This is a genomic window from Calothrix sp. CBUCES-K 9914, assembly GCF_059640475.1.
Genome location: NZ_JBXXZH010000105.1, coordinates 1 through 24,323, shown reverse-complemented (window position 1 = coordinate 24,323; position 24,323 = coordinate 1). Strand labels below are relative to the sequence as shown.

The following is a 24,323-nucleotide window of genomic DNA, read 5'->3' as shown; positions in this document are numbered from 1 at the left end:
GGGGAAAATAGCTATACAACTAAATTTCCTTTAACCTTTACCCTTTCCCCTTTACCTACGTTAACTACTCAATAATATGAAAGTAGTACGCGGCTATTAGTAAATTGCCAGCAAGCAGAAAAAGTGCCCAAGCTGTGCGGTAGGTATAGGGAGGCTTTGCGCCAGTATTGGCGACATCTTTTCCAACTGTAGGTGCCATCGGCATGAACTCCTTACTTTAAGAACTTCTCTAGAAATACCAAAGAGCTGTCCCCATTGCCTATATTCGTTAAAAATATTTTTGTTAGCACTACTCTCTACTACCTTTTGTACTATTTTTTTCCTCTCCTGCATGATACGAACTGCGAACTAAAGGACCTGAACGGACGTGGCTAAACCCCATTTCACGCGCGATACTACCAAGTTCGTCAAATTCTTCAGGAGTCCAATATTTTTGGACTGGTAAATGTTCTAGTGACGGACGCATGTACTGACCAAGTGTAATGCGGTCACATTTATACGAACGTAAATCAGCCATTGTCTCAACGACTTCCGCGCGTGTTTCCCCGTGCCCTAACATCAAGCCAGACTTGGTTGGAATCTCTCGGTCAAAATCTTTTACGATTTGCAGCACTTTTAGCGAGCGGTCGTATTTAGCACCACGTCTAACTCTAGGAGTTAACCTTCGCACTGTTTCGATGTTATGGTTGAAACATGCAGGTTTTGAGGCAGCAATCATTTCGATACGATATTTATCTCCGTAAAAATCCGGTGTTAGTACTTCTATTTGAGTATCAGGGTTAACTAAGCGCACTTTTGCTATTGTCTGCACAAAATGTCCGGCGCCTTGGTCTGGTAAATCATCGCGCGCGACCGAAGTCAGAACGACGTAGCGCAACCCCAAAAGCTTTACAGCTTCCGCTACTTTCATTGGCTCATCTATATCTATGGGCATTGGAGCATGTCCTTTATCAACTTGGCAAAAAGCACAAGACCTAGTACATGTTGGACCCATCAATAAAAAAGTTGCAGTTTTTTGAGCATAGCATTCCCCCCGATTCGGACATCGCCCTTCCTCGCAAATTGTATGTATTTGCCGTTGCTTAATGATTTGCTGCACTGTGGAAAGCTCGCTTGCTTTACCAATGGAACGACGTAGCCATTTAGGGAGAGCTAAAATTTCTGATTTGAATTCCGTATTTGAGGTCATAATTATCTTGCATTCAGAAAAATTATTACTAAGTACATACGCGCGTAAAAAATTTACATATTCATCACATTTCCTAGATTCTACTATCCCCCAATCATTATAAATATTGAGTATAGTGGGATGATTCATTCTTTCTAATCGGCATCGTGCCATCTAAAACTAAAGTATCTGTTAGAGAAATCAGTCGTGGCAAGTAACAAAATTATAGTTATCGATGACACTACAGTTGTCAGGGTAAAAGTACGAGAAATGTTACCTCCTTCGGGGAACTTTCAAGTTTTTGAAGCAAAAGACGGTATTGAAGGGCTAAAACTAATCCAACAGGAGAAGTTCAGCTTGATTATGCTAGACTTCCTCTTGCCCAAAATGAGCGGATGGGACGTATTCCAACAAATTCAGGCTCAACCAGATTTGAGGAAAATTCCCTTGGTTATCATGTCTGGGCGAAAGGAAGAAGTGACGGAGAAAATCTCTGAACCTTTTGAGTACTTTGAGTTTCTCAACAAACCCTTCGACCAAAAGCAATTGATTAATGCCATTAAAGCAGCAATGGCGAAGTCTAAACAACCTCGCCAAGACCAAACCCAGGTTGGCACGCAAGCTGCTACAAAAAATGGAGCAACTTCAGCAAATGCTGTAGCAATCGGCACAAGCGGAACTGAAATTCAGGTCTTAAACGATAAAATTACTAAAATGCAGGTGGAAATTGACAGCTTGAAGAAACAGCTAGCTCAAGTAGTAACATTTATTAAGCAAAAAATTAAATAATTTGTTGTACTGCTATTTTCGCTGACATGTAAGGTGCGTAACGCTACAAAATAATTTGCTGCGTTGAAATATTGTTATGGCGTTACGCACCCTACCCATAAAAAAGGCGCCACAATTAGGGCGCCGAATGTACTATTCTCTTCGCTGTGATTTAAGGTGCGTAACGCTACAAAATCATTTGCTTCGTTGAAATATTGTTATGGTGTTACGCACCCTACAACTGCTGTTGTTCATAGGTTTTAGCTAAATCAACCTGAGCTTTTTGTGCTGTTACAGCTTGCAACATTGGTGTATGTGTAACTGAGTTATTTGCTAGCGTGAAGATGGGATTTGATAAAATTCCTGCTAGCGAAGTCGCGATGAGAGTAGCAATTAAACCAACTTGTAAGGGTCTAAAACCTGGTAAATCCCAACGCACTTCAGGATAATTTTTAACTACATCGGACATCTCTTGAGGTTCTTTGACTACCATCATCTTGACAACGCGGATATAGTAGTAAATGGAAATTACGCTGACAATTAAACCTAGTAAAACCAGCCAGTAAAGTCCTGCTTGCCAACCTGCCCAAAATAGATAGATTTTACCGAAGAACCCAGCTAGAGGAGGAATACCACCTAGAGATAGCAATGATATGCTCAAACCAAGCGTAAGCAATGGGTCTTTTTGGTACAATCCTGAGTAGTCGGCAATTTGGTCGGTTCCTGTTCGTAGAGAGAAAAGAATTACGCAGGTAAAACCGCACAAGTTCATAAATAGGTAAACAAGCATGTAGAACACCATGCTGGCATAACCTGCCTCTGTTCCTGCAATTAAACCAATCATCACAAACCCGGCTTGGGCAATTGATGAGTATGCCAACATCCGCTTCATACTGGTTTGAGCAAGCGCTACCACATTACCCAAAACCGCGCTTAACACTGCAAGTGCGGTGAAGACAAATTTCCATTCTTCTGCGACAAGGGGGAAGACGGTTGTCAATAACCTTAACGCAAGCGCAAAACCTGCTGCTTTGGAACCAACCGACAAAAAGGCAATTACTGGTGTCGGCGCCCCTTCGTATACGTCAGGTGTCCATTGGTGGAACGGTGCTGCTGAAATTTTAAAACCAACACCCGCAATTACGAATACTAACGCGATAACCAAACCAAGTGATTGCGTTAAGTTGGCACCTTCAATACCCGCAGCAATTGCGCTTAACTGGGTTTCTCCACCAGACAATCCGTACAGCAAAGAAACTCCGTACAAAAATACTGCGGTACTCGAAGCACCAATCAACAAGTATTTGAGCGCTGCTTCGTTAGAACGAGGGTCGCGCTTGGTATAACCTGTGAGCAAATATGAAGAAATACTAAGCGATTCAAGCGCAATGAAAATTATTACTAGTTCGCTTGCACCTGAAAGAAACATACCTCCTACAGTCGCAGTCAGCAAAATAGCAATGAATTCTGCTAATGCGGTTCCACTTTGTTCGACATAGCGAATTGACATTAAAACGGTAACTGCACTTGAAAGAGCAACAATCCCGCGAAACACAATACTTAGGTCGTCTGCATTGAAACCACCAGTAAAGCCTATGGGAGTGGCGCTATCCCACTGTAGATAGAGAGTGAATATTGAAGCTAGTAACCCAGAAACCGCTACATAGCCAATCCACCGCTCTGAGGCGCGTCCCAAAGCCAAATCAATTATTAAAACTGCCATCAGGGTTGTAATCACAATCCCCTCTGGTAGTATAGTTCCAGCGTTCAGCTGGGCTGCAAGATTAGCAAAATCCATGACACGTATTAGGTTTTAGCTATGAAACATCAAGGAACCAACTTTGTTAATTCTATTGTTTTTTAGCAATTTATCGGCAAATCGTAGCGCAAAATCACAATCGATTTATAGATACAGCGTAAATAGTAGGGTAAATAACAATTCTCGTTTCTGAAGAATTAATTAACTATGCATAAAATTAAGCATACAGGTTATGTACACCTACTTTGATAATTCAATCAAAGCAAATAATAACCTATATGCTATGCTTATAATTATATTTTGGATAGCAAATACTTTTCGCTCTTCTCGGAGTCGAGATATTATAGCTTTGCTGTCAAGGTTAATGTTTGGATATTAGTAGCGTAAATAACTGTTGTTGCCGCCCTTGTTCCAGCTGTTTCCACCAGAGCGACCACCTTTCTCCTCCCTCGGTCTTGCCTTATTAACTTTCATTACACGACCCATCCACTCAGCACCGTCTAGTGCATTTATGGCTGCGGTTTCTGCCGCTTCGGTTTCCATTTCGACGAATCCAAAACCTCGCAAACGACCTGACTCTCGGTCTGTGGGTAATTGTACTCGTTTAACGCCGCCATACTCAGAAAACACTTTTTCTAAGTCTTCTTGAGTAACGTTGTAGGATAGGTTACCTACGTAGATTGACATGAAACTCTCCAGAATTGAAATAATTAGAGACATATATCCGCATAGCTACTTGCTTTTTAATGTAAAAACAAGAACACGTCTGCCCTATATATCTCTCCCAAGTCTATCGTAGCATAACTTTATTGCCCGCCACAGCCCGTCCACACTCCCTGTACTCGGATTTTTACATAAGTATAATATTTTACTGATAATTATTATATATTTGCCTTATGATTAATCAATTGTGTTCTCTGCTTCAAAGCTGAAGCGGGCGCCAATCGCAACAAATCACGAAAGTACAGCTATATTAAATTTTAGACGGATTTTACTAATTACCAGTCGCCAAAAAAGCAAGATATGAGTTAAAGATTAAAATAGCTGGAGCCTACACTTGTGTGTCTTGATAGCAACCAAAACGAGGATTACGATTGGAATGTACAGCACCTAGCACGCCAGTTAAGTCTTCAGTGACATCTACCTGGCTTTTAGGGTAAGACTTATATCATTACAATATAGTGATATTTGACCTTGACATCTTTGAAGAATTAACCTCAATTTTACTATTTAGCTACGCTCATTGCTTTTTTTATTAAAATCTCCATGTCAACTCTCGTTATCGTTGAATCTCCGACAAAAGCTCGTACCATTCGTAATTACCTACCACAAGGGTTTCGGGTAGAAGCTAGTATGGGTCATGTTCGTGACCTTCCACAGTCGGCTAGCGAAATACCTACCGCAGTTAAGACGGAAAAATGGGCGCAGCTTGGAGTAAATATAGATGCTGATTTTGAACCGCTTTACGTTGTCCCCAAAGATAAAAAGAAAATTGTCACGCAGCTCAAAGATGCTCTCAAGGAAGCATCAGAACTGATATTGGCAACTGACGAAGACCGAGAAGGGGAGAGTATTAGTTGGCATTTATACCAACTACTAAGTCCGAAGGTTCCTACAAAGCGCATGGTTTTCCATGAAATTACTAAAGAAGCTATTCAAAAAGCTTTGAAGGATTGCCGTACTATCGATGATAAGTTAGTACGCGCGCAGGAAACTAGACGGATTTTAGACCGACTTGTTGGTTACACATTATCGCCGCTGCTGTGGAAAAAAATTTCTTACGGACTTTCAGCCGGTCGTGTGCAGTCGGTGGCAGTCTGCTTGTTGGTAAATAGAGAACGTCAGCGCCGAGCTTTTCGTACTGGCGCCTATTGGGACCTCAAAGCCGAACTATCACTCGACCAAACTCCCTTCGGCGCCGTCTTAGTCAATTTAGGTGGTACTAAAGTTGCTACAGGTAGTGATTTTGACTCAGCTACAGGAAAAATCATTAGCGGGCGCCAAGTTGTACTATTAAATCAAACTGAAGCAGAAGCTTTGCAACTACGGCTAACTGACAAACCCTGGACAGTTACAGACCTTGAAGAACGTCCAGTCACACGCAAACCGTTACCACCATTTACTACCTCAACACTACAACAGGAATCTAACCGTAAACTCCGTATGAGCGCACGCGACACAATGCGAACGGCTCAGAACTTGTATGAGCAAGGTTACATTACTTACATGCGTACTGACTCAGTACATTTGTCTGACCAAGCTGTAAGCGCTGCACGCGACTGTGTTGAAAAACTCTACGGTAAAGATTATCTCAGCCCAAGTAAACGCCAATATACTACCAAATCAAAAGGCGCCCAAGAAGCGCACGAAGCGATACGTCCCGCAGGTAGTAGTTTCCGTACACCACAAGAAACAGGTTTAGCTGGTCGCGAATTCCAACTTTATGACCTAATTTGGAAGCGTACTGTAGCTTGCCAAATGGCTGACTCGCGTCAAACTCAAATCACAGTCCAACTTCAAGTCGAAGATGCTGGTTTCCGCTCTTCGGGTAAACGTATTGACTTCGAGGGTTATTTACGCGCTTATGTTGAAGGTTCTGATGACCCGGATGCACTGCTGGATAACATGGCAATAATTCTGCCAAACCTCAAAGTTAACGATAAACCTGAATGCAACGAACTCGAAGCTGTTAAGCACGAAACACAACCCCCCGCGCGATACACCGAAGCTACACTCGTTAAAACTCTAGAAAGCGAAGGTATTGGGCGCCCAAGTACCTACGCCAGCATTATCGGAACTATCATCGATAAAGGTTATGCTCAGTTAACGAATAATGCTCTGGTTCCAACCTTTACAGCTTTTGCCGTTACAGGGTTGCTTGAAAAACACTTCCCTGATGTCGTAGACCCTAGTTTTACCTCCAAAATGGAGCAAACTCTCGATGATATTGCCGCCGGCGAAGCTCAATGGCTACCATATTTAAAAGACTTTTATTTAGGAGAACAAGGACTAGAAACTCTTGTTAAAGACCAAGAAAGTCAAATTGATGCAACTACAGCTAGAACTATTGAACTAGAAAATTTAGATGCTAAAGTTCGTATCGGTAAATATGGTGCTTACATTGAAGTTGGTGACGGGGAAGATGTAGTAACTGCTTCTATTCCTAGAGACTTGACTCCTGCTGACCTTGACCCGCAGAAAGTACAAACTCTACTAAAACAAAAAACCGAAGGTCCAGACACTTTGGGTCGTCACCCCGAAACTGGAGAACCAATTTATGTACTTATTGGTCCATATGGTCCCTATGTTCAATTAGGTGATAAATCTGAAGAAAATCCTAAACCAAAACAAGTTTCTTTACCCAAAGGCGTTACCCCAGAAACTGTCAGCTTAGAAATTGCTCTTGGTTTACTCGCTTTACCTCGAATGCTGGGTACACATCCCGACGGAGGAAAAATTCAAGCTTCTTTGGGACGCTTTGGTCCTTATATCGTCCACGACCAAGGTAAAGATGGAAAAGATTATCGCTCGCTGAAAGCATCTGATAACGTTTTGGATGTCACACTCGAACGCGCGCTAGAAATTTTGTCCGAACCAAAAAAAGGACGAGCAACCAGCAGTAAATCAAAAGCTGCTTTACGTGAACTTGGCACCCATCCTGATGATGAGCAACCAATTAATGTCTATGAGGGTCCTTATGGTCTTTACATCAAACATGGTAAAACCAACGTCGGTATACCCGAAGGACAATCTGTAGAAAATTTAACCCTTGAAGAAGCTGTACAACTGCTGGCAGACAAAGCATCTACTTCTAAGAATGCCCGAAAAACCAGCAAATCAAAAACAACTAGTGCGACAAAATCTACCACTAAGACTGGTAAGACCGAAAAAGCAGCAACCGCTAAAACTGCTAAAACCGCAACAGCAAAGAAAAAATAAACAGGGAAGGGAAAATAAGGAAATTCCTCTTCCTAATTCCCTATTCCCTATTGACTAAAAATACATAGTACGCATCTTTCTAATGAGGCGGTTCTCTGGAGGGTTAATGTGATACTCTTATAGTAGGGAAAGTCACACCGTTATTTTTATAGAGACGCGGTTGATTCCGCAGTGCGGGAAATATGTGTAACTGTAACGTAACAATATTGATACCCGTTAGATATTATAAGGTGTACCCCAAACACAATTATTTACCTGTTCATTAAAATTAAGGTATTATCTCAGGAGCGGTCAGTTCAATGGACTATATAGAGAAGGTACTGGAAAAGCTTAAAGAGTTAGGGCGTAAGTTGATTGAAGCCCTTTTAGGACCGGAGGCTGAACCGGAACCGGAACTTATTCCGATTCCAGTCAACGACCGCTCACGTCGCCGTTAAAACCAGATTTATTACGTGACACAGCGGACTTTAAGCATTCTGGTACTACATGGACCAAACCTCAACTTGCTGGGACAGCGTGAACCAGGAATTTATGGTTCACTCAATTTAGCTGATATTAATCGCTTGTTGGAACAGCAAGCGTTGCAACTCGCAGTTAATATTGAGTTTGCTCAGTCAAATCACGAAGGTGTTTTGGTCGATAAAATCCATTCAGCTTGGGGACACCACCAAGGTATCTTAATAAATCCTGGGGCATATACTCATACTAGTGTTGCCCTACGTGACGCTATCGCTGGTGTAAATATTCCTACTGTTGAAGTTCACCTTAGTAATGTCTATCGTCGAGAGGAATTTCGACATCACTCGTATATTGCTCCCGTAGCAGTTGGGCAAATTAGTGGTTTTGGCGCCCAGAGTTATATACTGGGCTTACAAGCATTGGTCTCTCACTTGACTTCATAAACACTCCAGAGCGTGTTTACCTGTATGCGCTATACGCTTCAAAGTCGTTATCGAGGTACTATTGCTGGTGCTACGCTAGGTTTATTCGTACAGGAAAGTGCATCATTCGATATAGTACAAGCTTGTAAGCACGCTGCTTTGAGTAGTAAAAGTATAATTTTGCATGGGAAGTTTAATGCTGTTGACTTAAATGTTTGTAGTCATCAACAAGCTTTTCTGGATACATTATTTTCTGCTTTGCCTGTAGCATTATTTTTTCACGATAATTTATTAAAACTCCGTCATAACCTACTTCAAGTCGCAGGCACCTATAGTGATAACTTAATAATTAGGGATAGCATCCTCGCTATAGGTTATACGATTGCTCAATCATTAAATGAAAAACTTTGCCCTTCCGAGCTTCTATCGGAAGTTATAAGGTTTATTGGGGAAACACCGACGAACGTACCCCAGCAACTTCAAAGCGTCAACAATTTGCTGACTCAACAACTAAGTCTAAAACAATCATGTTCAGAATTATATAAAGTAAAGACCATCAGTAATCTTGTCGCAACTGCATTTTATACTTTTCTTAAAAGTCTTGAAGATTTCCGTCTGTCAGTTACACTTAGTCTCAGCAACGCATTCGATGCTAATAATCACGATTACTATATTCTGGGTTCCATGACAGGCGCCTTATCAGGAGCTTACAATAGTGCGAACGGAATACCAATCAGTTGGCAAATCAAATATTTACACTCTAAAATCAGCAAAACGGCGGAAAATGAGTTCTTGCAGACCCTAAGATTGACAGATGAACTTTTGGCTACATGGTCAGGAGTATATCAACCTGAGTGCCAAGAAATAGACCCATATAATTACTTACCGTTACTCAAAGACAACCCAAACTTGTGTGTTTTTGCTGCACCGAGCATCATCCGATTGCCGAACTTAAAGCAATAAAACGAACATAAGTAAATATAAGTAAACAGAGTATCCTAGAATAGGCGCGAAAATTCACATTTATCAGTAATATTTTAGATAGCGTCTTAACGCGAACTTAATCATTCGACGATACTTAGCATTTATGCTACATTTAGTCAAAGTAAGTTCAAGGTAAGATTACGTTGTTTTTAACCCTTGAGTAGCAATTGCGGTCATAGTTGATGAGACAAGCGCCCTTTTTGCAGTCCTTGACGCAGCGATTGACTTGCTGTCGGCGATGGTATAGAAAACTACGTCGCTATTGCTCGTTTAATGCATTGGAAAAGCTATACGAAGATCAACCCTATTTCTGTGCTTTGGCAAAGTTAGCAAATGAAAAATCCCAAATTTATACATTCAGGCTGAGAGAAATATTTAGGCGTACACCAGTCCTAATTGTGACTGCGCTATTTGCACTTACTGCTGTAATTGGACACAGTTGGTACAGTCAACCATTGCTAAAAGTAAACAGTATTGCTCAATTAACTGTGCAGGCGCCGTATACAAAGGTCATAGTGAATAAGCACGCAACTGAGATCAAGCGTAATCTAGTTGCCTCTGGTTTGGCGCCAGTTTTGATGATTGATACAAACGTAAATCAAAGCGTTGAGCAAAAACTGAAAATGCTTCTAACGCAGGCAAACGAGATTCGTGGCGTTGCGAGTTTCCCGTATTTTGATACAGTTGTTTTATCCATCCCGACTCAGCGCTACCTTCGTTCTGCACTGGACAACGATTGGGAACTATTTAGATTTGCTATAGCCAACCAAAAATTGCCTCAGTCGCAGTCCTTGCAAGCATTTGAACAACGCTACCGTGCGAATCAAAACTTGGAGCAGCGAAGCTGTAAGCCTTCATGTGTCGATAATCTAGAAAATTCTGTAGTTAAAAATTATTACTCAAGTCTCTCAAGTACATCAAATAGTATAAATCCAAATAGTGCTTTTACTTTAGCGCTAGCAGAAGTTCAAACTTACCGTTTAACGGCATCCGAACAAAATATTTCAGCATTAACACAGCAGGTTGTAGAAGCACGTCAAAGATACAATCAAGCCAAAGCCAAAATTTCAGAGATTCTTAACCAATCAAGTCCGGAAATATATTCACAAATATATAATGATAAGTTACTAGATTTAGCTGATGATGACTGGAAGAAAACTCAAAATTTAATTGAACAAATTACTAAACGTATTTTGGCTCAGGGTATTCCTTCGGGTTTACCACCAAATATACTACAGGATGCTGTAAAACTAAACGTCGAATCATCGTCTGTACCGAAAGAAGCTCAAGCACTTGTAACAAAAGTACTCTTAGGAGTACTACAAAGCAATCTTAAAATCGACGAAGCACAAACGCGAGTGAATGCTCAACTTGCGACTGCTGAAGTTAAACCTGTGACGGTAGAAATTAAGAAAGGCTTTACTATTGTTCTGAAGGGCGAAAAAATTACCGACTGGCATTTTTTGGTTCTTGAAAACTACGGTTTGATTGAACGTGAAGTCAACTGGTTAGCTTTAATATTACTGGCAACTGCAATTACTGGCGCCCTTTTAATTTATGTAAGCGTTGACAAACGGGTAAAATACCTCAAGCGTGTGCGTGACCGTATTCTGATTTTGCTCTTGACTTTAAGTACCCCCTTAGTGCTAAGTATGGGGACACCATATACAACTTGGAGTGCAGTTTCATTATTATTGGGCAGCTTTTATGGAACTAGAATCAGTGTTACTGTCATTGGATTATTGCTGGTATTACTACCATTCAACTTTGAAACTAGTAAAATAGCACTATTTGCTGGAGCAATAGGAGCATTGTTGGGAAGCTGCATGGCACATAAACGACGCTCGCGCGAAGAGTTAGCGTTGCTAGGAATCGGAATAGCTGTGACGCAAGGTAGTATATTTTTAGTTTTGAAGATTTTATTTGAAGGTGCGTTAAACGGCAACTGGTACTCAATATTTAAACAATCATTATTTTTCGCTTGTTCTGGATTATGTTGGAGTATTGTCGCATTAGGAGTAAGCGCTTATCTTGAGCAACTATTTGATGTAGTTACACCAATTCGGCTGGCAGAACTTGCAAATCCTAACCGTCCTTTGCTCAAGAGTTTAGCCGCTAAAACTCCAGGTACTTTCCAACATACTTTATTCGTTTCGAGTTTAGCTGAAGCTGCTGCGTGTCAACTTGGCTGTAACGTTGAGCTAGTCAGGGCGGGAACATTATACCATGATATTGGTAAAATGCATGACCCAAAAGCATTTATTGAAAATCAAATGGGTGGTCCAAACAAACACGATACCGAAATTAATGACCCTTGGTTAAGTGCTGCGATAATTAAGAAGCATGTTAGTGAAGGTTTAGTCATAGCACGCAAACACCGTCTACCAACGGCAATCCAAGCTTTTATACCTGAACATCAAGGAACAATGCAAATTGCTTATTTCTACCATCAAGCGCAGCAAATTGCTAAGAATAATCCTCATGTCGAAGTTAACGAAGCTGATTTTCGCTACTCCGGTCCAATCCCTCAATCGCGCGAAACTGCTATTGTGATGCTAGCTGACTCTTGTGAAGCTGCACTGCGAAGTCTTAAAGATGCGACATATGAACAAGCACTTGCTGTAGTTAACAATATATTACGTGCGCGGTGGCAAGATGATCAACTTATTAACTCTGGACTAACACGCGGGGAAATGACACGAATTGCCGAAATTTTCGTTGAAGTGTGGCAACAGTTCCATCACAAACGTATTGCTTATCCAAAGTTAAAACCTTGCAGTTAATATATCTTTGTAGGGTAGTGGTTCATGTCATTAATTTTGGGGAGTTGTAGCATAGGCGTCCCGCCTGTGCGTCCGGTCAGTCGAGACGCCGTGAGCCGACCAGAATTAATGACACAGACCACTAATAGCCTTACTTATGATAAATTACAGAGACGGGGCTTGCGATGCGCGTTCCACAAGAGTTATGGTTGGGGAGTAATTTCTGCAATCGAATCTAATATTATTTGATTGAAAGCTGTATTATTGTGTTTTAATGAAATTTCCGCAGCTTTTTGTAAATCTTTAATGGCGCCTTCTTGATTACCTTGATGATATTTTGCTAAACCTCTTCCCCAAAAACCGTGTTCATCCGAATCCCAAAGTAAAGATACACCTTCTGCTTCAATTTTAATTGCTTCTTGATAATCTTGACTCGCTGCTTCTTCATCACCAAGTTCATAAAATGTATTACTACGAATATAATAAGCAGGCAACGGATTAATTTTATAATTTAAGAATATTGCATCTGGCAAATCTAATCTAATCGACGAAATTTGATTTGTGTATAAAGAATCGATAACCCTAGTTAAATTTATTGCAGACTTTGCTTTATTTCCTTGCAAATATTGCTGAAAAGCCAAATTGTAGTAATTAAAAGCATTTGGTTGGACATTAACTAAATGAGTGAAATCTTCGATTGCTCCTTGACTATCACCTGTATATGAACGAGCGGTGCCACGTCCATAGTAAGCTCTAAAATACTGAGGATTAAGTTGAATAGCGTGACTGTAATCTGCAATAGCAGCTTCGTTTTGACCAATCATCGCACGAACGAGACCCCGCTCTGCATAAGCTTGAGCGTTTTGAGGGTTGATTTGAACTCTCCCCATAACTAAAGTTAGGGGGTTCAGGCTACGTTATATCCTTAACCGAGCAGTATTGCATCACCAGTGTATTGCTTATCCAAGTTAAAAACCTTGTCCTTGACATCGGCTAGCAAGATAAACTTTATGATGAAGAAATTGAGCAAACGTCAGAAACATTAATTAAAGCATTGAACGAAACCAGACAAAGTCAAGGTAGACCAAAACTTTTTAATTGATGAATATAATAGGTCAAGCCACTGAATTATGGGCTTGGGCAATAAATACTGGTCAACAGATAGTAGATGATGAAGCACTTGATGGAGATTTAATATTGGCAGCAACAGAAATAATTAAAGCTCAAAAGGAAGGTAAAACAATAATAGCTACTACAAATGTTAGACACATACAAAGATATTATACAGACACAAAACATTGGAAAGAAAAGGACTGGCTATCTAGTTTCTAAAGTCTTTGTTATACTCAAAACGGGTTATAACTTTACTTTTTAACAAGCGTCAAAATCTTTAAGATGCTACCCTGCGGGAAAACTGCGTTTACGCACCTCAGCATGACAAAAGTTCAGAGGAGATAATTAACGTGTCTACCAGCGAACCACCCGAACATTTGCACCTAATCTCTAGCTTTGAATTAGGATGGGAAAATCTAAACCTTATTTACGAGCTAGAGCCAGAAAACGAAACGGAGGCAGTTGACTTTGGAGCGCACTTTATTTGTATTGCTCTTGGAAGTTTTTGTGCTAGTTATATGATAGATGGTAAATGGCAACATCGAGAGTATACAAAAGGTGACATGGTTATTATTCCATCAACAGAAATGTTTCCCCAGACTTATGTTGATAGGGAAGTTCAATTGGTTGAGTTATTTTTAAATCCTCAAGTACTTACGCGCGCGGCAATTGAATTTGGTTTGACTGATAATATTGAATTGACTCGACAATTACATATACGTGACCCTTTAATTGAACAAATGGGACTTGCAATTGTATCGGAAGTTCAAGTAGGTGGCGCCAGTGCTAAACTTTATGCTGAATCTATGGCTACTGCTTTGTCAGCGCATTTACTGAGAAGATATTGTTCGCAGCGATGTGTTATTAAACAGGATACAGGTGGATTACCTAAATATAAGCTTCGACAAGTAGTTGAGTATATAAATACGCATTTAGAAAATAATTTAACGCTCGCAGAACTAGCAGCAGCAGCTTGCATTAGTCCAACTTATTTCGCGAGTTTGTTTAAACAGTCTACAGGAATTACTCCTCACCAGTATGTAATGCAATGTCGCATTGAAAAAGCGAAGCAACTACTTAAACACAGTCAATTAACGTTGGTCGAAGTTAGCCAACTAGTAGGTTTTCAGAATCAAAGCCACTTTACAAGGGTTTTTAAGCAATATACTAAGCTTACACCTAAAGTCTACAAAGATTCATAAGCATAGAACATTTTTCAGAAGAATAGGTAAGACAGCAGTAGTAGACATTTTTTACACTTACTACATATCAAGGTATGTATAGGAATTTTGACGATGATAGGTACATATTTACAAAAATGGCGCCTCGTTGGGTTTACAACATTGTTTGTTGGTGTAATGTTTATTATGATTATGCTGTTGCATGGTTATGATGAGTCAGCTATGCGAATTATGATTCGCACGACTGGTCGAACTTCTTTAATATTATTCTTGAGTGCTTTTGTTGCATCTTCGCTTCGTAAACTTTGGTCAAGTTCTTTGTCAGCTTGGTTAATCAAAAATCGTCGTTATTTGGGCTTATCAATGGCTGTGTCTCATACATATCACGCTTTTGCGCTGTTTGGTTTGTGGTATGTGACATCTGGCGCCGCTCCAAGTTTTGACCCTTTAGGAACAGTTGGCTATATACTGCTTATTGCTATGACTATAACATCGTTTGAAAAACCAGCTGCGTATTTGGGTAAACGTAATTGGCAGATATTGCATAATACAGGGATACATTTTCTCTGGTTGGGTTTATTAGCTGAATACATTCTCAAACTAACTAAGTCACAATTTATTGCTTTACCGTTATTGATTTTGTTAATGGTAGCAATGATATTGCGTGTCGTTGCCGCGCGGAAGTTACAAACAATAGTTGGTGCGTGACGCTACCAGCACTGCGCTTCGTTTTCAAATTTTGGTAGCGTCACACACCCTACAAAATCAACCATCCGTTACATCCGTTGTATCCGTTGCGAACCTATGTTTTAAGCATCGGCGGATAATGCTCTAATGCTTGCTTTAAATAATACCCAGTGTATGACTTTTCGTTGTTCGCTACATCTTCTGGTGTTCCTACTGCTATTATTTCCCCTCCCTTATCTCCTCCTTCGGGACCTAAGTCTATTACCCAGTCAGAACAACGAATTACATCTAAGTTATGTTCAATTAGTAAAACGGAGTTCCCTTTATCTACTAGTCTTTGTAGTACATCTAATAATTTATGCACGTCGTAGAATGATAAACCTGTTGTTGGTTCATCAATTAAATAAAGTGTTTTCCCTGTCGCACGTCGAGATAGCTCTGTTGCTAATTTGACTCGTTGTGCTTCTCCTCCAGATAATGTTGTCGCAGGTTGTCCAAGACGAATATAACCTAAGCCAACATCAACTAATGTTTGTAACTTGCCAACTGCTTTCGGTATGTTTTGGAAAAAATCTAAGCTCTCCTCAACTGTCATGTTCAAGACATCGGAGATCGATTGATTTTTATATTTTACCTGTAGCGTTTCACGATTATATCTGGCGCCTTTACAAACTTCGCATTGAACATAAACATCGGGTAAAAAGTTCATCTCAATAACATTTACTCCTTGTCCACTACAAGCTTCGCAGCGTCCCCCTTTAACATTGAAGGAAAATTGTCCTGCTTTGTATCCGCGCGCTTTTGCTTCGACGGTTTGAGTAAATACGTCACGAATTATATCAAAAACACCTGTGTAAGTAGCAGGGTTTGAGCGTGGTGTACGACCAATTGGTGATTGATCTATTACTATGGCTTTATCAATTGCTGTTAATCCTTGAATACCCTCGACATTTGCCGGGAATGGCACTCTTTTAGTTATATGGTGTTGCAGTGCTGGATAAAGTAGCTCGTTAATCAACGTTGATTTACCGGAACCTGAAACACCTGTAACTGATACAAGTTTACCAAGAGGAATGTCAACGTTAATATTTCTTAAATTATTACGATGGGCATTTTTAATAATTAAATTCAAACCGTTACCTTCACGCCGCGTTCCAGGGGTTTGAATGACTTTCCGTCCTGATAAATATGCACCTGTTAGTGAATCAGGAGCATCTAACAGTTCTTGTAATCCACCTTGAGCTACAATGTTTCCACCATGCAAACCTGCACCTGGACCGATGTCAACAACATAATCAGCTGCACGAATTGTTTCTTCGTCGTGTTCAACAACTATTAATGTATTCCCTAAATCGCGAAGTCGTGTCAATGTTCGTAACAGGCGCCCGTTATCGCGTTGATGTAAACCAATACTAGGTTCATCCAATACATATAATACACCCGTCAATCCCGAACCGATTTGGGTCGCTAATCGAATTCGTTGTGCTTCTCCACCAGAAAGAGTCATTGCTGGACGGTCAAGGCTAAGATAATCTAAGCCAACATCTAAAAGAAATTGTAAACGTGCTTTGATTTCACGCAGTACCAAGTCAGCAATTTGGACTTGACGTTGATTTAACTTTAACTCGTCGATACGTTGCATCGAGTCGCGTATCGACACACCTGTCAAATCTAAAATTTTATGTTGCCCTAAACGCACAGCTAAAGCTTCAGCTTTTAAACGTTTTCCGTTGCAAACAGGACATGGTTGGTCTATTAAATACTGGTCGAGTTTTTGCTTAACTAGTTCAGAACCACCTTCGTACTGACGCTGTAGAATCGGTAAAATTCCTCGAAAATGAGACTTTTTATCTCCTTTTTCGATTTTTTCTCCGTTTAATAAAATATCACGCTGTTCTTCTTCTAGTTTGCACCACTGAGTTTGCAACTCAAAATTGTGTGATTGACCTAAGCTATATAGTAATTCTAAATAATAAGAGTTATCTTTTTCTGACCAAGGTGCTATCGCTGCATATAAAGGCGCCTCTGGGTCTGGAATCACTAATTCCGGCGAAAATCTTCTTAATGTCCCGATTCCATGACAATTTGAACAGGCGCCATAAGGTGAGTTAAACGAAAACAAACGTGGTGATAGTTCTTCCATCACTGCACCATGCTCAGGACAAGCAAAGTTTTCAGAAAAAACTATCTCCTCATCTCCCTCCCCTTCTTCTGCCCCCCCTCGAACAGGAGTATAAACTACTACCGCAATTCCTTCCGATAACTTAAGACATGTAGAAAGCGAATCAACCAAACGCTCTTGAAGTCCATCTTTCTTAATTAGACGGTCGATAACAACTTCTATAGTGTGTGTAAAATTCTTATCTAAATCTATTGAATCAGAGAGTTCACGTACCTCACCATTAATGCGAACGCGAACAAATCCTTGAGATGCCAAACTAGATAATAACTTCTTGTGAGTACCTCTTTTACCGCGAACAACAGGCGCCAGAATTTGGAATTTGGTGCGTTCGGGTAGCTCCATGATTCTATCGACCATTTCATCGATAGTTTGCGGTGCGATATTTCGATCACATATTGGACAATGGGGCTGTCCCGCACGTCCAAACAACAACCGCATGTAATCATAAATCTCGGTTACAGTACCGACTGTCGAACGTGGGTTATGAGACGTTGACTTTTGGTCGATAGATATAGCTGGACTTAAGCCCTCAATAGCTTCGACATCGGGTTTGTTTAGCTGTCCCAAAAACTGACGTGCATAAGCGCTCAGAGACTCAACGTAGCGGCGTTGTCCTTCAGCAAAAATTGTATCAAACGCTAGCGATGACTTTCCTGAACCGGATACCCCAGTAAAAACAATAAGTTTATCTCTAGGAATGGACAAGTCAACATCTTTCAGATTATGCTGCCTTGCACCCCTAATGCGAATAGTATTTTGACTATTCAACTGCGACAGCATATGGTTCCCGTTTGCGGATGCTGCAATCTGAGTATCAGACATATTAAACAGGCGTTCATTGTATGAGAGAGGCAAAACAGTCCTTTATAATATCACTCTTATCACTATCGCACCACAATCAAAATAGATAATCGTTATAAATACTCCCTCCATCTTAGAGTACTAGCTTGTAAATAGTTGATTTAATTTGTGAGTTTTACCATACCTGTCTGCCTAACAAACAAGATTCTTCCCTGACTGTAAGTTTATTATGTGATTTTGATTGAAAGTGCAGAAGCTAGGTTTGATGTATAAACTCAGCTTCTGGTTTTGGCTCAAAATACAGAAGAGTCAACTAAGAAGTCAACTTTGATCAAATTGATGCTACGTGAAAAGGCTGGGGGTGCTGGGAGTAATGGAAGTCTTAGAGATAATTAGAGTGGAGAATTTGGAGGAAAATGGAATTGTACTCTTGTTCATCTACGTCAGCTAGCCTGCTTTCCCTCCCCCATCTGTCCCATTCCACTGCTGGTTAATAAGCTCGTGCAACGCCTTATTAAGCACCAATCGCGCGTCTTTTTCTAATCGTGCAAGGCGCAGGAAACGCAGCGTTTCCATTCGCTTGTAGGACTGCAAACTGCAATACATTAAGCAATTGCTGATTGAGAAGAATTTGTCATGACTGGTGAAAATTTAATATCATTTGGCAGAAGACGCTTTTTTTCCTCTTGTAGCTGTCTTAGCTACTCCGGGACGTGGCTGTTTAGCTGGGGGCTTTCGCTTGGTGGTTTTAGCTTTTACAACCGCATCAGCTGAAGCTTTTTCAACTTTTTGTTTTGGCGGGCGGCATATTTCGCAATACAGTGGCTGTGAGGGAAAACAAATTCGCTCTGACACTGAGTTGCATTCTTTGCAAACAAAACGGTAAAGTTTTTGGCGAATGATACGAATATGAGCCTTAACAAAAATTTCCTTGGTTTCCACTTTGTTTTTTTCCTTTGAAATTTGGTAACTACTATGACTGATTCACCTGAGATTCTTAGTTTGCTGTCGGCAGAACGCGACCGCTATGTACTAGAGGCACTTGATTTAGAACGTCGATTGTCTTTTATCCGACATCAGATTCATTCTATAGAAGGTCTAATATCAGGTTACGCCCAAGAAGACCAGATGTATCATCCTTTAGGTCGGTTATCTAGTTTATCTTCTACTCAAGCATACCTTCAGGATAGTCTGAGTCATCTCAATCGCCATTATGAGGCAGCGGCCTCACCTCTGATCGAAACAACTCCTCAAACTACCCAAGGCGCTAGCCCTACAGCGGCAAGTAATCTAGCTGCGGCTAAAGTGAAGCCAGATATTTCGGATATACCTAAGCTTCATATATCGCGAAAAGCTAGTACAATACCACTATTGTCACAATATCAAGATTACTCAGTTCAGAATGCAATTCTGATATTGATGCGGCATAATCCTACAACGCATTTTCACGTCGATGCAATCGTCCGTGATTTATACGGTGATGGTTTAGATGAAGAGCAATTTAAAATCGCAAAAGCGACAGTCAGTAAAATGCTCTCAACAGGCACCCAAGCAAGATTATGGTATAGGGTATTGCATACGCAAGGAGTATATACCTTAACTTACGAAAAAGGTGTCACAAGTAAACCACCGAAAGGGAAATAAGAAGTCGCGTCAAGGGTAGAGTGTAAAGGATAAAGGGTAAAGAGTAAAAAAGACACTATGAACAAAAAAGCACAGTTGCTGTTTTCTCATCTCTCTTACTCTCCATTCTTGATCCGGACATTCTCCCTTGAACATTTCCCATTTCTCTTTGTCCTTTTACCCTCTAACTTTTTATGACACAACCAAGTTGGCAATCACCACCTCCACCGATTAATCAAATTTTAGATGCACCTGCACCGACAACAATTTTACTTTCTCCTAACCAAAAATGGTTAGTTGAATTAGAACAGCCATTGCTTTGTTCAATTGCAGAAATGGCTGAACCGCAAATTCCACTGGCTGGTTTTCTCTTGAATCCCCGTACTAACGCACTACTCCGTTATAATCAATACCATAGTCTTAAAATCAAGGCTGTTTGCTCGGAAACTTTTAATCATATTGCACTACCAGAAAATGCAAAAATAAGTTTTCTGAAGTGGGCGCCGGATGGTGAAAAGTTAGCATTTACAATTACTCAAGATAATGGTTTAGAGTTGTGGGTTGTTGAACTAGCAAGTGGCAATGCAAAGCGTTTGACAGACCCAATTTTAAATGCAGCATACGGGGTGCCACACCGTTGGTTATCGAATGATACATTAATTTGTAAATTTATTTGTGTTGAACGCGGTGAACCACCTGTAAAATCAACCATTCCAACTGGACCAATCATTGAGGAGAATCTAGGTAGGAAAACTCCTAGCCGTACATATACCAATTTACTTCAAAGTCCTTACGATGAATCTTTATTTGAATATTACATATCTTCAAGTTTAAATAAAGTGACTCTTTCCGGTGAAAGTACGTCTATAGTTTCTGCTTGTCTAATCGATGAAGCTCGACCTTCACCAGATGGTAATTTTATCTTATTAACAACTCTACACAAACCTTTCTCATATCAACTGCCTGCGTCATATTTCCCCAAACGTATTGACGTACTCGATGCAAGTGGTAATCATATTCATCAACTAGCTTATTTGCCCCTTGCAGATAATCTTTCAATTAAATTTGATGCAGTCCGACCTGGAAAACGACGAGTACTTTGGCGCCCTGACCGTGCAGCTACACTACACTGGGTTGAGGCATTGGATGAAGGTGATCCAAGTCGTGATGTAACTCATCGTGATGCGTTATTTGAACTTGATGCACCTTTTACTGACGAACCACGGCAACTTTGGCAGTCAGAGTTTCGATTTCAACATGTAGCTTGGGGGCGTGAAGATGTAGCTTTAGTTTGGGAAAAATGGTTTGATAATCGTAAACAGCGTGTTTGGCGTATCAACCCAGAACATATTGAATCTTCACTCTCTAGACCACAATTGCTTTTTGATCGAAGCTTTGAGGATAAATATAATGACCCAGGTGTTCCACTTTCTGTGCCTGGACAATATGGTCGGGATGTGATTCGATTTACTCCAGATGGTAGTAGTATTTACTTAAGTGGTCGAGGCGCCTCTCCAAAGGGAGTGTATCCATTTCTTGATATATTTAATTTGGAAACTAAGCAAACACAGCGTTTGTGGGAGTCCCAAGACCCTTACTTTGAGTCAGTCGTTGAAATTTTAGACCCCCAAGCAAAAACATTAATAACTCGGCGCCAGTCTCAAACCGAACCACCCAATTACTATTTAAAAAATGGTAATGCTCAACCTGTTTTACTAACAAACTATCAAGATCCAGCACCGCAACTTGCACTTCTTCAAAAAGAACTAGTCCAGTATGAGCGTGCAGATGGTGTCAAACTTTCGGCGACGCTTTATTTACCTCCTAACTATGATGTTAACCGTGATGGCGCCTTACCAATATTATTTTGGGTATATCCGGAAGAATTCAAAGACCGTGAATTTGCAGGGCAAGTAACAACTGCCACTAATACTTTTAGTCGTCCAATACGTGACTCGGTTTTATTTTTACTTACCCAAGGTTATGCAATTCTCTCTGGTCCAAGTATTCCAATTGTAGGCGAAGGTGACACCGAACCCAATGATACATATGTTGAACAATTAATTGCAGGTGCCCAAGCTGCTGTTGATTATGTAGTTAAACGTGGTATTGCCGACCCGAACAAAATTGGTATCGGGGGACACTCTTATGGTGCATTTACAACAGTAAATTTACTAGCACATACTAATTTGTTTAAAACTGGAATTGCTCGAAGCGGCGCCTATAATCGAACGCTTACGCCATTTGGATTTCAAGGTGAACAAAGAAATTACTGGGAAGCGGTAGACACATATAATAATATGTCACCATTTACTCACGTCAGCAAAGTCAAAGCTCCAATATTACTAATACACGGAGAAAAAGATAGTAATCCAGGCACATACCCCCTGCAAACCGAGCGACTTTACGAAGCTCTTAAAGGACTAGGTGCAACTGTGAGATGGGTTGTTTTACCCGAAGAAGACCACGGTTATCGTTCGCGCGAAGCTGTAGGTCATGTACTTTGGGAAATGGTGAATTGGTGTGATAAGTATTTAAAGTAATAACGTTACATGTTGTAGAGACGTTACATGTAACGTCTCTTTTTCACCACAGAGACGCAGAGAGTTACAGTTTACGTATCCCTTTAGATAGGTAGATTAATAGGAAAGTAGCTATAGTAACACCACCCCAATGCCAATCTACAAAAGTTGATGTTAGAATCATTAAAATTGTTATGCTAATCAGACTGAATTTAAATAGTCGTGACATCATAGTTTGGCTTTTTATGAAGATTTATTAACTATATTGAAGAATCTAGTCTGCAAACTTTAAAAAATGTTGCAATACATAATTATTGCGTGAAAGCTTGAGAGGATAAGAATGTCAGCAGAATGTATTTAACCTACAATTCGAGGTTGTTATGAATTTTAAAATGATTATGTTTTCCGGTATTTTGACTGCATTAGCTGGTTCTGTGATTGGATTAGCAGGCGCCCGTATTGGTCAAAACGACTTTAATCAGTTAAGATTCGAGAGCGAGTACTACCAAAATTTGCATAATAGATATGTACTTATAGGTGCCGGCATTGGGTTTGCAGTTGGAGTTGCTCAAGAGTGTGTGCGTGAACTCCAAATGCAACAAGAGGAGTAATTTTTAGTTTAAATTTCGCAGGTAATTAATCTATTAAAGAAATAATTAGTCATTTTTGAGCCAAAGGGAGAATTCCACCAGCGTGATGGGTGACATCCTTTTGGTGCATTTAGAGTGTAATCAAGTTCGTCGCATTTTTGCCACTTATCATTAAGGCGCCATCCATTTAATAAACCTAACTTTTCAATTACGCTGTTGTCCTGTGCAATAGTGGTATCAAGACTACCACCGACTTCTTGGTAAAGTTCAGCCTGAACACTAAAACCAAATTTACCTTGACTATAAGTCGTCCATAGTTTATCAATTACTTGCAATTGATTACATGGGAAACTACGCACATCATTTGGTGTAATAGCTTCTAACCCGTCGGCGCCAGTAATACTGAGCATAACTCGAATTGTCTCTTGGTCAGCTTCACGGAAATCACCAGCAGCAAGTAATTCTTGTAAACGTTGAAATCTATATACATCTGACATAAGTAATAAAGTTGTTTCCAGACGCGCGACTTTTGCCTCAAGTTCGACAATACGATTCTGTAATTGAATGTAATCTTCAGCCATAATTATGTTTACTCCTTTATTGACTAATCGCTAAGGTTACGATAATGTATATACATCGTTTCTACTCGTGAGTTACGGTAGTATTTGTAAAAGTTGTTTTAAGTAAGTTTATTCATGTCATATGGTTCAAATTATTGCAAAGTGGGGAAATAGCCTTGCGATTCGCATTCCACAAAATTTAGCTAAAGAAATTAACATAACCGAAGGCTCTGAAGTAGACTTTAGCGTAGTAGATGGCAGTTTGGTAATAAAACCTAAAAAACGCAAGCGATATTCGCTATCCGAACTTGTAAATGGAATTACACCGGAAAATAGACATGATTTAATTGATTTTGGAGATTCAGTGGGGGAAGAAGTGTGGTAGCACAAGTTTCTTATATACCTAGCAGGGGAGATATTATTTATATAGATTTTGATCCAACAAAAGGTCATGAGCAAAAGGGACGTAGACCTGCTTTTGTAATTTCACCTCAGATTTATAATGAAAGAAGTTCTTTAGCATTGTTGATGCCGATTACAAAGCAACAAAAAGGATATACGTTTGAAGTAATTTTGCCTCCTGAGATCAAGACGAAAGGAGTAATTTTGACAGACCAGATTAGATGTGTAGACTGGAAAGCTCGTGATATTAAGTTTGTTGAATCTGTATCAAAAGATGTAATTGAGGAAGTGCAAGCAAGGATTGAGCCATTGCTGTTTGATTAAATTTAAGATTAGCTGTAAGGTGGGCAGTGCCCACCTAGCCCTGTCAAGGTGTACCACTTGCGTACTAGCTGGAAGCC

At 40.2% G+C, this 24,323-nt stretch carries 22 protein-coding genes; 14 read left to right on the top strand and 8 right to left on the bottom strand.

Annotation, left to right across the window (positions count from 1 at the left end; translation table 11 throughout):
• Positions 1 to 64 precede the first annotated feature (64 nt).
• Positions 65 to 199: a photosystem I protein PsaX gene (locus AC2JBO_RS22455; protein WP_496955875.1), complete on the bottom strand. Its 135-nt coding sequence runs from the start codon at positions 197 to 199 to the stop codon at positions 65 to 67.
• A gap of 90 nt (positions 200 to 289) precedes the next feature.
• Positions 290 to 1,189 (bottom strand): lipoyl synthase, encoded by a 900-nt coding sequence (gene lipA, locus AC2JBO_RS22450; protein WP_496955874.1) that lies wholly within the window; start codon positions 1,187 to 1,189, stop codon positions 290 to 292.
• Positions 1,190 to 1,375: 186 nt separating this feature from the next.
• Here lipA and AC2JBO_RS22445 point away from each other — a divergent pair, with 186 nt between their 5' ends.
• On the top strand, positions 1,376 to 1,957 hold the full coding sequence (locus AC2JBO_RS22445; RefSeq protein WP_496955873.1) for a response regulator: 582 nt from the start codon (positions 1,376 to 1,378) through the stop codon (positions 1,955 to 1,957).
• A 214-nt stretch (positions 1,958 to 2,171) separates the two neighbouring features.
• Here the strand turns inward: AC2JBO_RS22445 and AC2JBO_RS22440 are convergent, their stop codons facing one another.
• Positions 2,172 to 3,734 carry an NAD(P)H-quinone oxidoreductase subunit N gene (locus AC2JBO_RS22440; protein WP_496955872.1) on the bottom strand — a complete coding sequence of 521 codons (1,563 nt, stop codon included), beginning with the start codon at positions 3,732 to 3,734 and terminating at the stop codon, positions 2,172 to 2,174.
• Between the two features lie 336 nt (positions 3,735 to 4,070).
• Positions 4,071 to 4,382: an RNA-binding regulator gene (gene rbp / locus AC2JBO_RS22435; protein WP_496955871.1), complete on the bottom strand. Its 312-nt coding sequence runs from the start codon at positions 4,380 to 4,382 to the stop codon at positions 4,071 to 4,073.
• 579 nt (positions 4,383 to 4,961) lie between these two features.
• Between rbp and topA the strand changes: the two genes are divergently transcribed.
• The 5 genes from topA to AC2JBO_RS22410 all read left to right on the top strand — a co-directional run bounded on the left by topA (position 4,962) and on the right by AC2JBO_RS22410 (position 12,282).
• A complete protein-coding gene (gene topA, locus AC2JBO_RS22430; RefSeq protein ID WP_496955870.1) occupies positions 4,962 to 7,634 on the top strand; it encodes a type I DNA topoisomerase in 2,673 nt (890 codons plus the stop codon).
• Positions 7,635 to 7,933: 299 nt separating this feature from the next.
• On the top strand, positions 7,934 to 8,071 hold the full coding sequence (locus AC2JBO_RS22425) for a hypothetical protein (protein ID WP_496955869.1): 138 nt from the start codon (positions 7,934 to 7,936) through the stop codon (positions 8,069 to 8,071).
• A 15-nt stretch (positions 8,072 to 8,086) separates the two neighbouring features.
• Positions 8,087 to 8,536, top strand: a complete 450-nt coding sequence (gene aroQ / locus AC2JBO_RS22420) for a type II 3-dehydroquinate dehydratase (RefSeq protein ID WP_496955868.1) — start codon at positions 8,087 to 8,089, stop codon at positions 8,534 to 8,536.
• 24 nt (positions 8,537 to 8,560) lie between these two features.
• Positions 8,561 to 9,478: an ADP-ribosylglycohydrolase family protein gene (locus AC2JBO_RS22415; protein ID WP_496955867.1), complete on the top strand. Its 918-nt coding sequence runs from the start codon at positions 8,561 to 8,563 to the stop codon at positions 9,476 to 9,478.
• A 203-nt stretch (positions 9,479 to 9,681) separates the two neighbouring features.
• Complete coding sequence (locus AC2JBO_RS22410; RefSeq protein WP_496955866.1) at positions 9,682 to 12,282, top strand: HD family phosphohydrolase; 2,601 nt, start codon at positions 9,682 to 9,684, stop codon at positions 12,280 to 12,282.
• Between the two features lie 182 nt (positions 12,283 to 12,464).
• Here the strand turns inward: AC2JBO_RS22410 and AC2JBO_RS22405 are convergent, their stop codons facing one another.
• A complete protein-coding gene (locus tag AC2JBO_RS22405; protein WP_496955865.1) occupies positions 12,465 to 13,151 on the bottom strand; it encodes a tetratricopeptide repeat protein in 687 nt (228 codons plus the stop codon).
• A gap of 211 nt (positions 13,152 to 13,362) precedes the next feature.
• Here AC2JBO_RS22405 and AC2JBO_RS22400 point away from each other — a divergent pair, with 211 nt between their 5' ends.
• From AC2JBO_RS22400 to AC2JBO_RS22390, 3 genes are all read left to right on the top strand, one after another.
• Positions 13,363 to 13,593, top strand: a complete 231-nt coding sequence (locus tag AC2JBO_RS22400; protein WP_496955864.1) for a hypothetical protein — start codon at positions 13,363 to 13,365, stop codon at positions 13,591 to 13,593.
• Between the two features lie 131 nt (positions 13,594 to 13,724).
• Positions 13,725 to 14,576 (top strand): helix-turn-helix transcriptional regulator, encoded by an 852-nt coding sequence (locus tag AC2JBO_RS22395; protein WP_496955863.1) that lies wholly within the window; start codon positions 13,725 to 13,727, stop codon positions 14,574 to 14,576.
• A gap of 93 nt (positions 14,577 to 14,669) precedes the next feature.
• On the top strand, positions 14,670 to 15,263 hold the full coding sequence (locus tag AC2JBO_RS22390) for a hypothetical protein (protein WP_496955862.1): 594 nt from the start codon (positions 14,670 to 14,672) through the stop codon (positions 15,261 to 15,263).
• A gap of 94 nt (positions 15,264 to 15,357) precedes the next feature.
• Here the strand turns inward: AC2JBO_RS22390 and uvrA are convergent, their stop codons facing one another.
• Both uvrA and AC2JBO_RS22380 read right to left on the bottom strand, forming a co-directional pair.
• Positions 15,358 to 18,246 carry an excinuclease ABC subunit UvrA gene (gene uvrA, locus AC2JBO_RS22385; RefSeq protein ID WP_496955861.1) on the bottom strand — a complete coding sequence of 963 codons (2,889 nt, stop codon included), beginning with the start codon at positions 18,244 to 18,246 and terminating at the stop codon, positions 15,358 to 15,360.
• A gap of 636 nt (positions 18,247 to 18,882) precedes the next feature.
• On the bottom strand, positions 18,883 to 19,167 hold the full coding sequence (locus AC2JBO_RS22380; protein ID WP_496955860.1) for a hypothetical protein: 285 nt from the start codon (positions 19,165 to 19,167) through the stop codon (positions 18,883 to 18,885).
• A gap of 33 nt (positions 19,168 to 19,200) precedes the next feature.
• Between AC2JBO_RS22380 and AC2JBO_RS22375 the strand changes: the two genes are divergently transcribed.
• From AC2JBO_RS22375 to AC2JBO_RS22365, 3 genes are all read left to right on the top strand, one after another.
• Positions 19,201 to 19,869, top strand: coding sequence for a hypothetical protein (locus tag AC2JBO_RS22375; protein ID WP_496955859.1), 669 nt, complete (start codon positions 19,201 to 19,203; stop codon positions 19,867 to 19,869).
• A 173-nt stretch (positions 19,870 to 20,042) separates the two neighbouring features.
• Positions 20,043 to 22,391 carry an alpha/beta hydrolase family protein gene (locus tag AC2JBO_RS22370; protein WP_496955858.1) on the top strand — a complete coding sequence of 783 codons (2,349 nt, stop codon included), beginning with the start codon at positions 20,043 to 20,045 and terminating at the stop codon, positions 22,389 to 22,391.
• A gap of 371 nt (positions 22,392 to 22,762) precedes the next feature.
• Entirely contained in the window at positions 22,763 to 22,981 is a 219-nt protein-coding gene (locus AC2JBO_RS22365; protein ID WP_496955857.1) for a hypothetical protein, read from the top strand.
• Between the two features lie 8 nt (positions 22,982 to 22,989).
• Here AC2JBO_RS22365 and AC2JBO_RS22360 read toward each other — a convergent pair whose 3' ends face one another.
• Positions 22,990 to 23,541, bottom strand: coding sequence for a GUN4 domain-containing protein (locus AC2JBO_RS22360; protein ID WP_496955856.1), 552 nt, complete (start codon positions 23,539 to 23,541; stop codon positions 22,990 to 22,992).
• Positions 23,542 to 23,662: 121 nt separating this feature from the next.
• On the opposite strand from AC2JBO_RS22360, the gene AC2JBO_RS22355 reads away from it, so the two are divergent.
• Complete coding sequence (locus tag AC2JBO_RS22355; RefSeq protein WP_496955855.1) at positions 23,663 to 23,905, top strand: AbrB/MazE/SpoVT family DNA-binding domain-containing protein; 243 nt, start codon at positions 23,663 to 23,665, stop codon at positions 23,903 to 23,905.
• The gene (gene mazF, locus AC2JBO_RS22350) at positions 23,899 to 24,246 is read left to right on the top strand and encodes an endoribonuclease MazF (protein ID WP_496955854.1); all 348 of its coding nucleotides are present in this window, start codon (positions 23,899 to 23,901) and stop codon (positions 24,244 to 24,246) included. Before AC2JBO_RS22355 ends, mazF begins: the two co-directional genes overlap by 7 nt.
• The last annotated feature ends 77 nt before the right edge of the window (positions 24,247 to 24,323 follow it).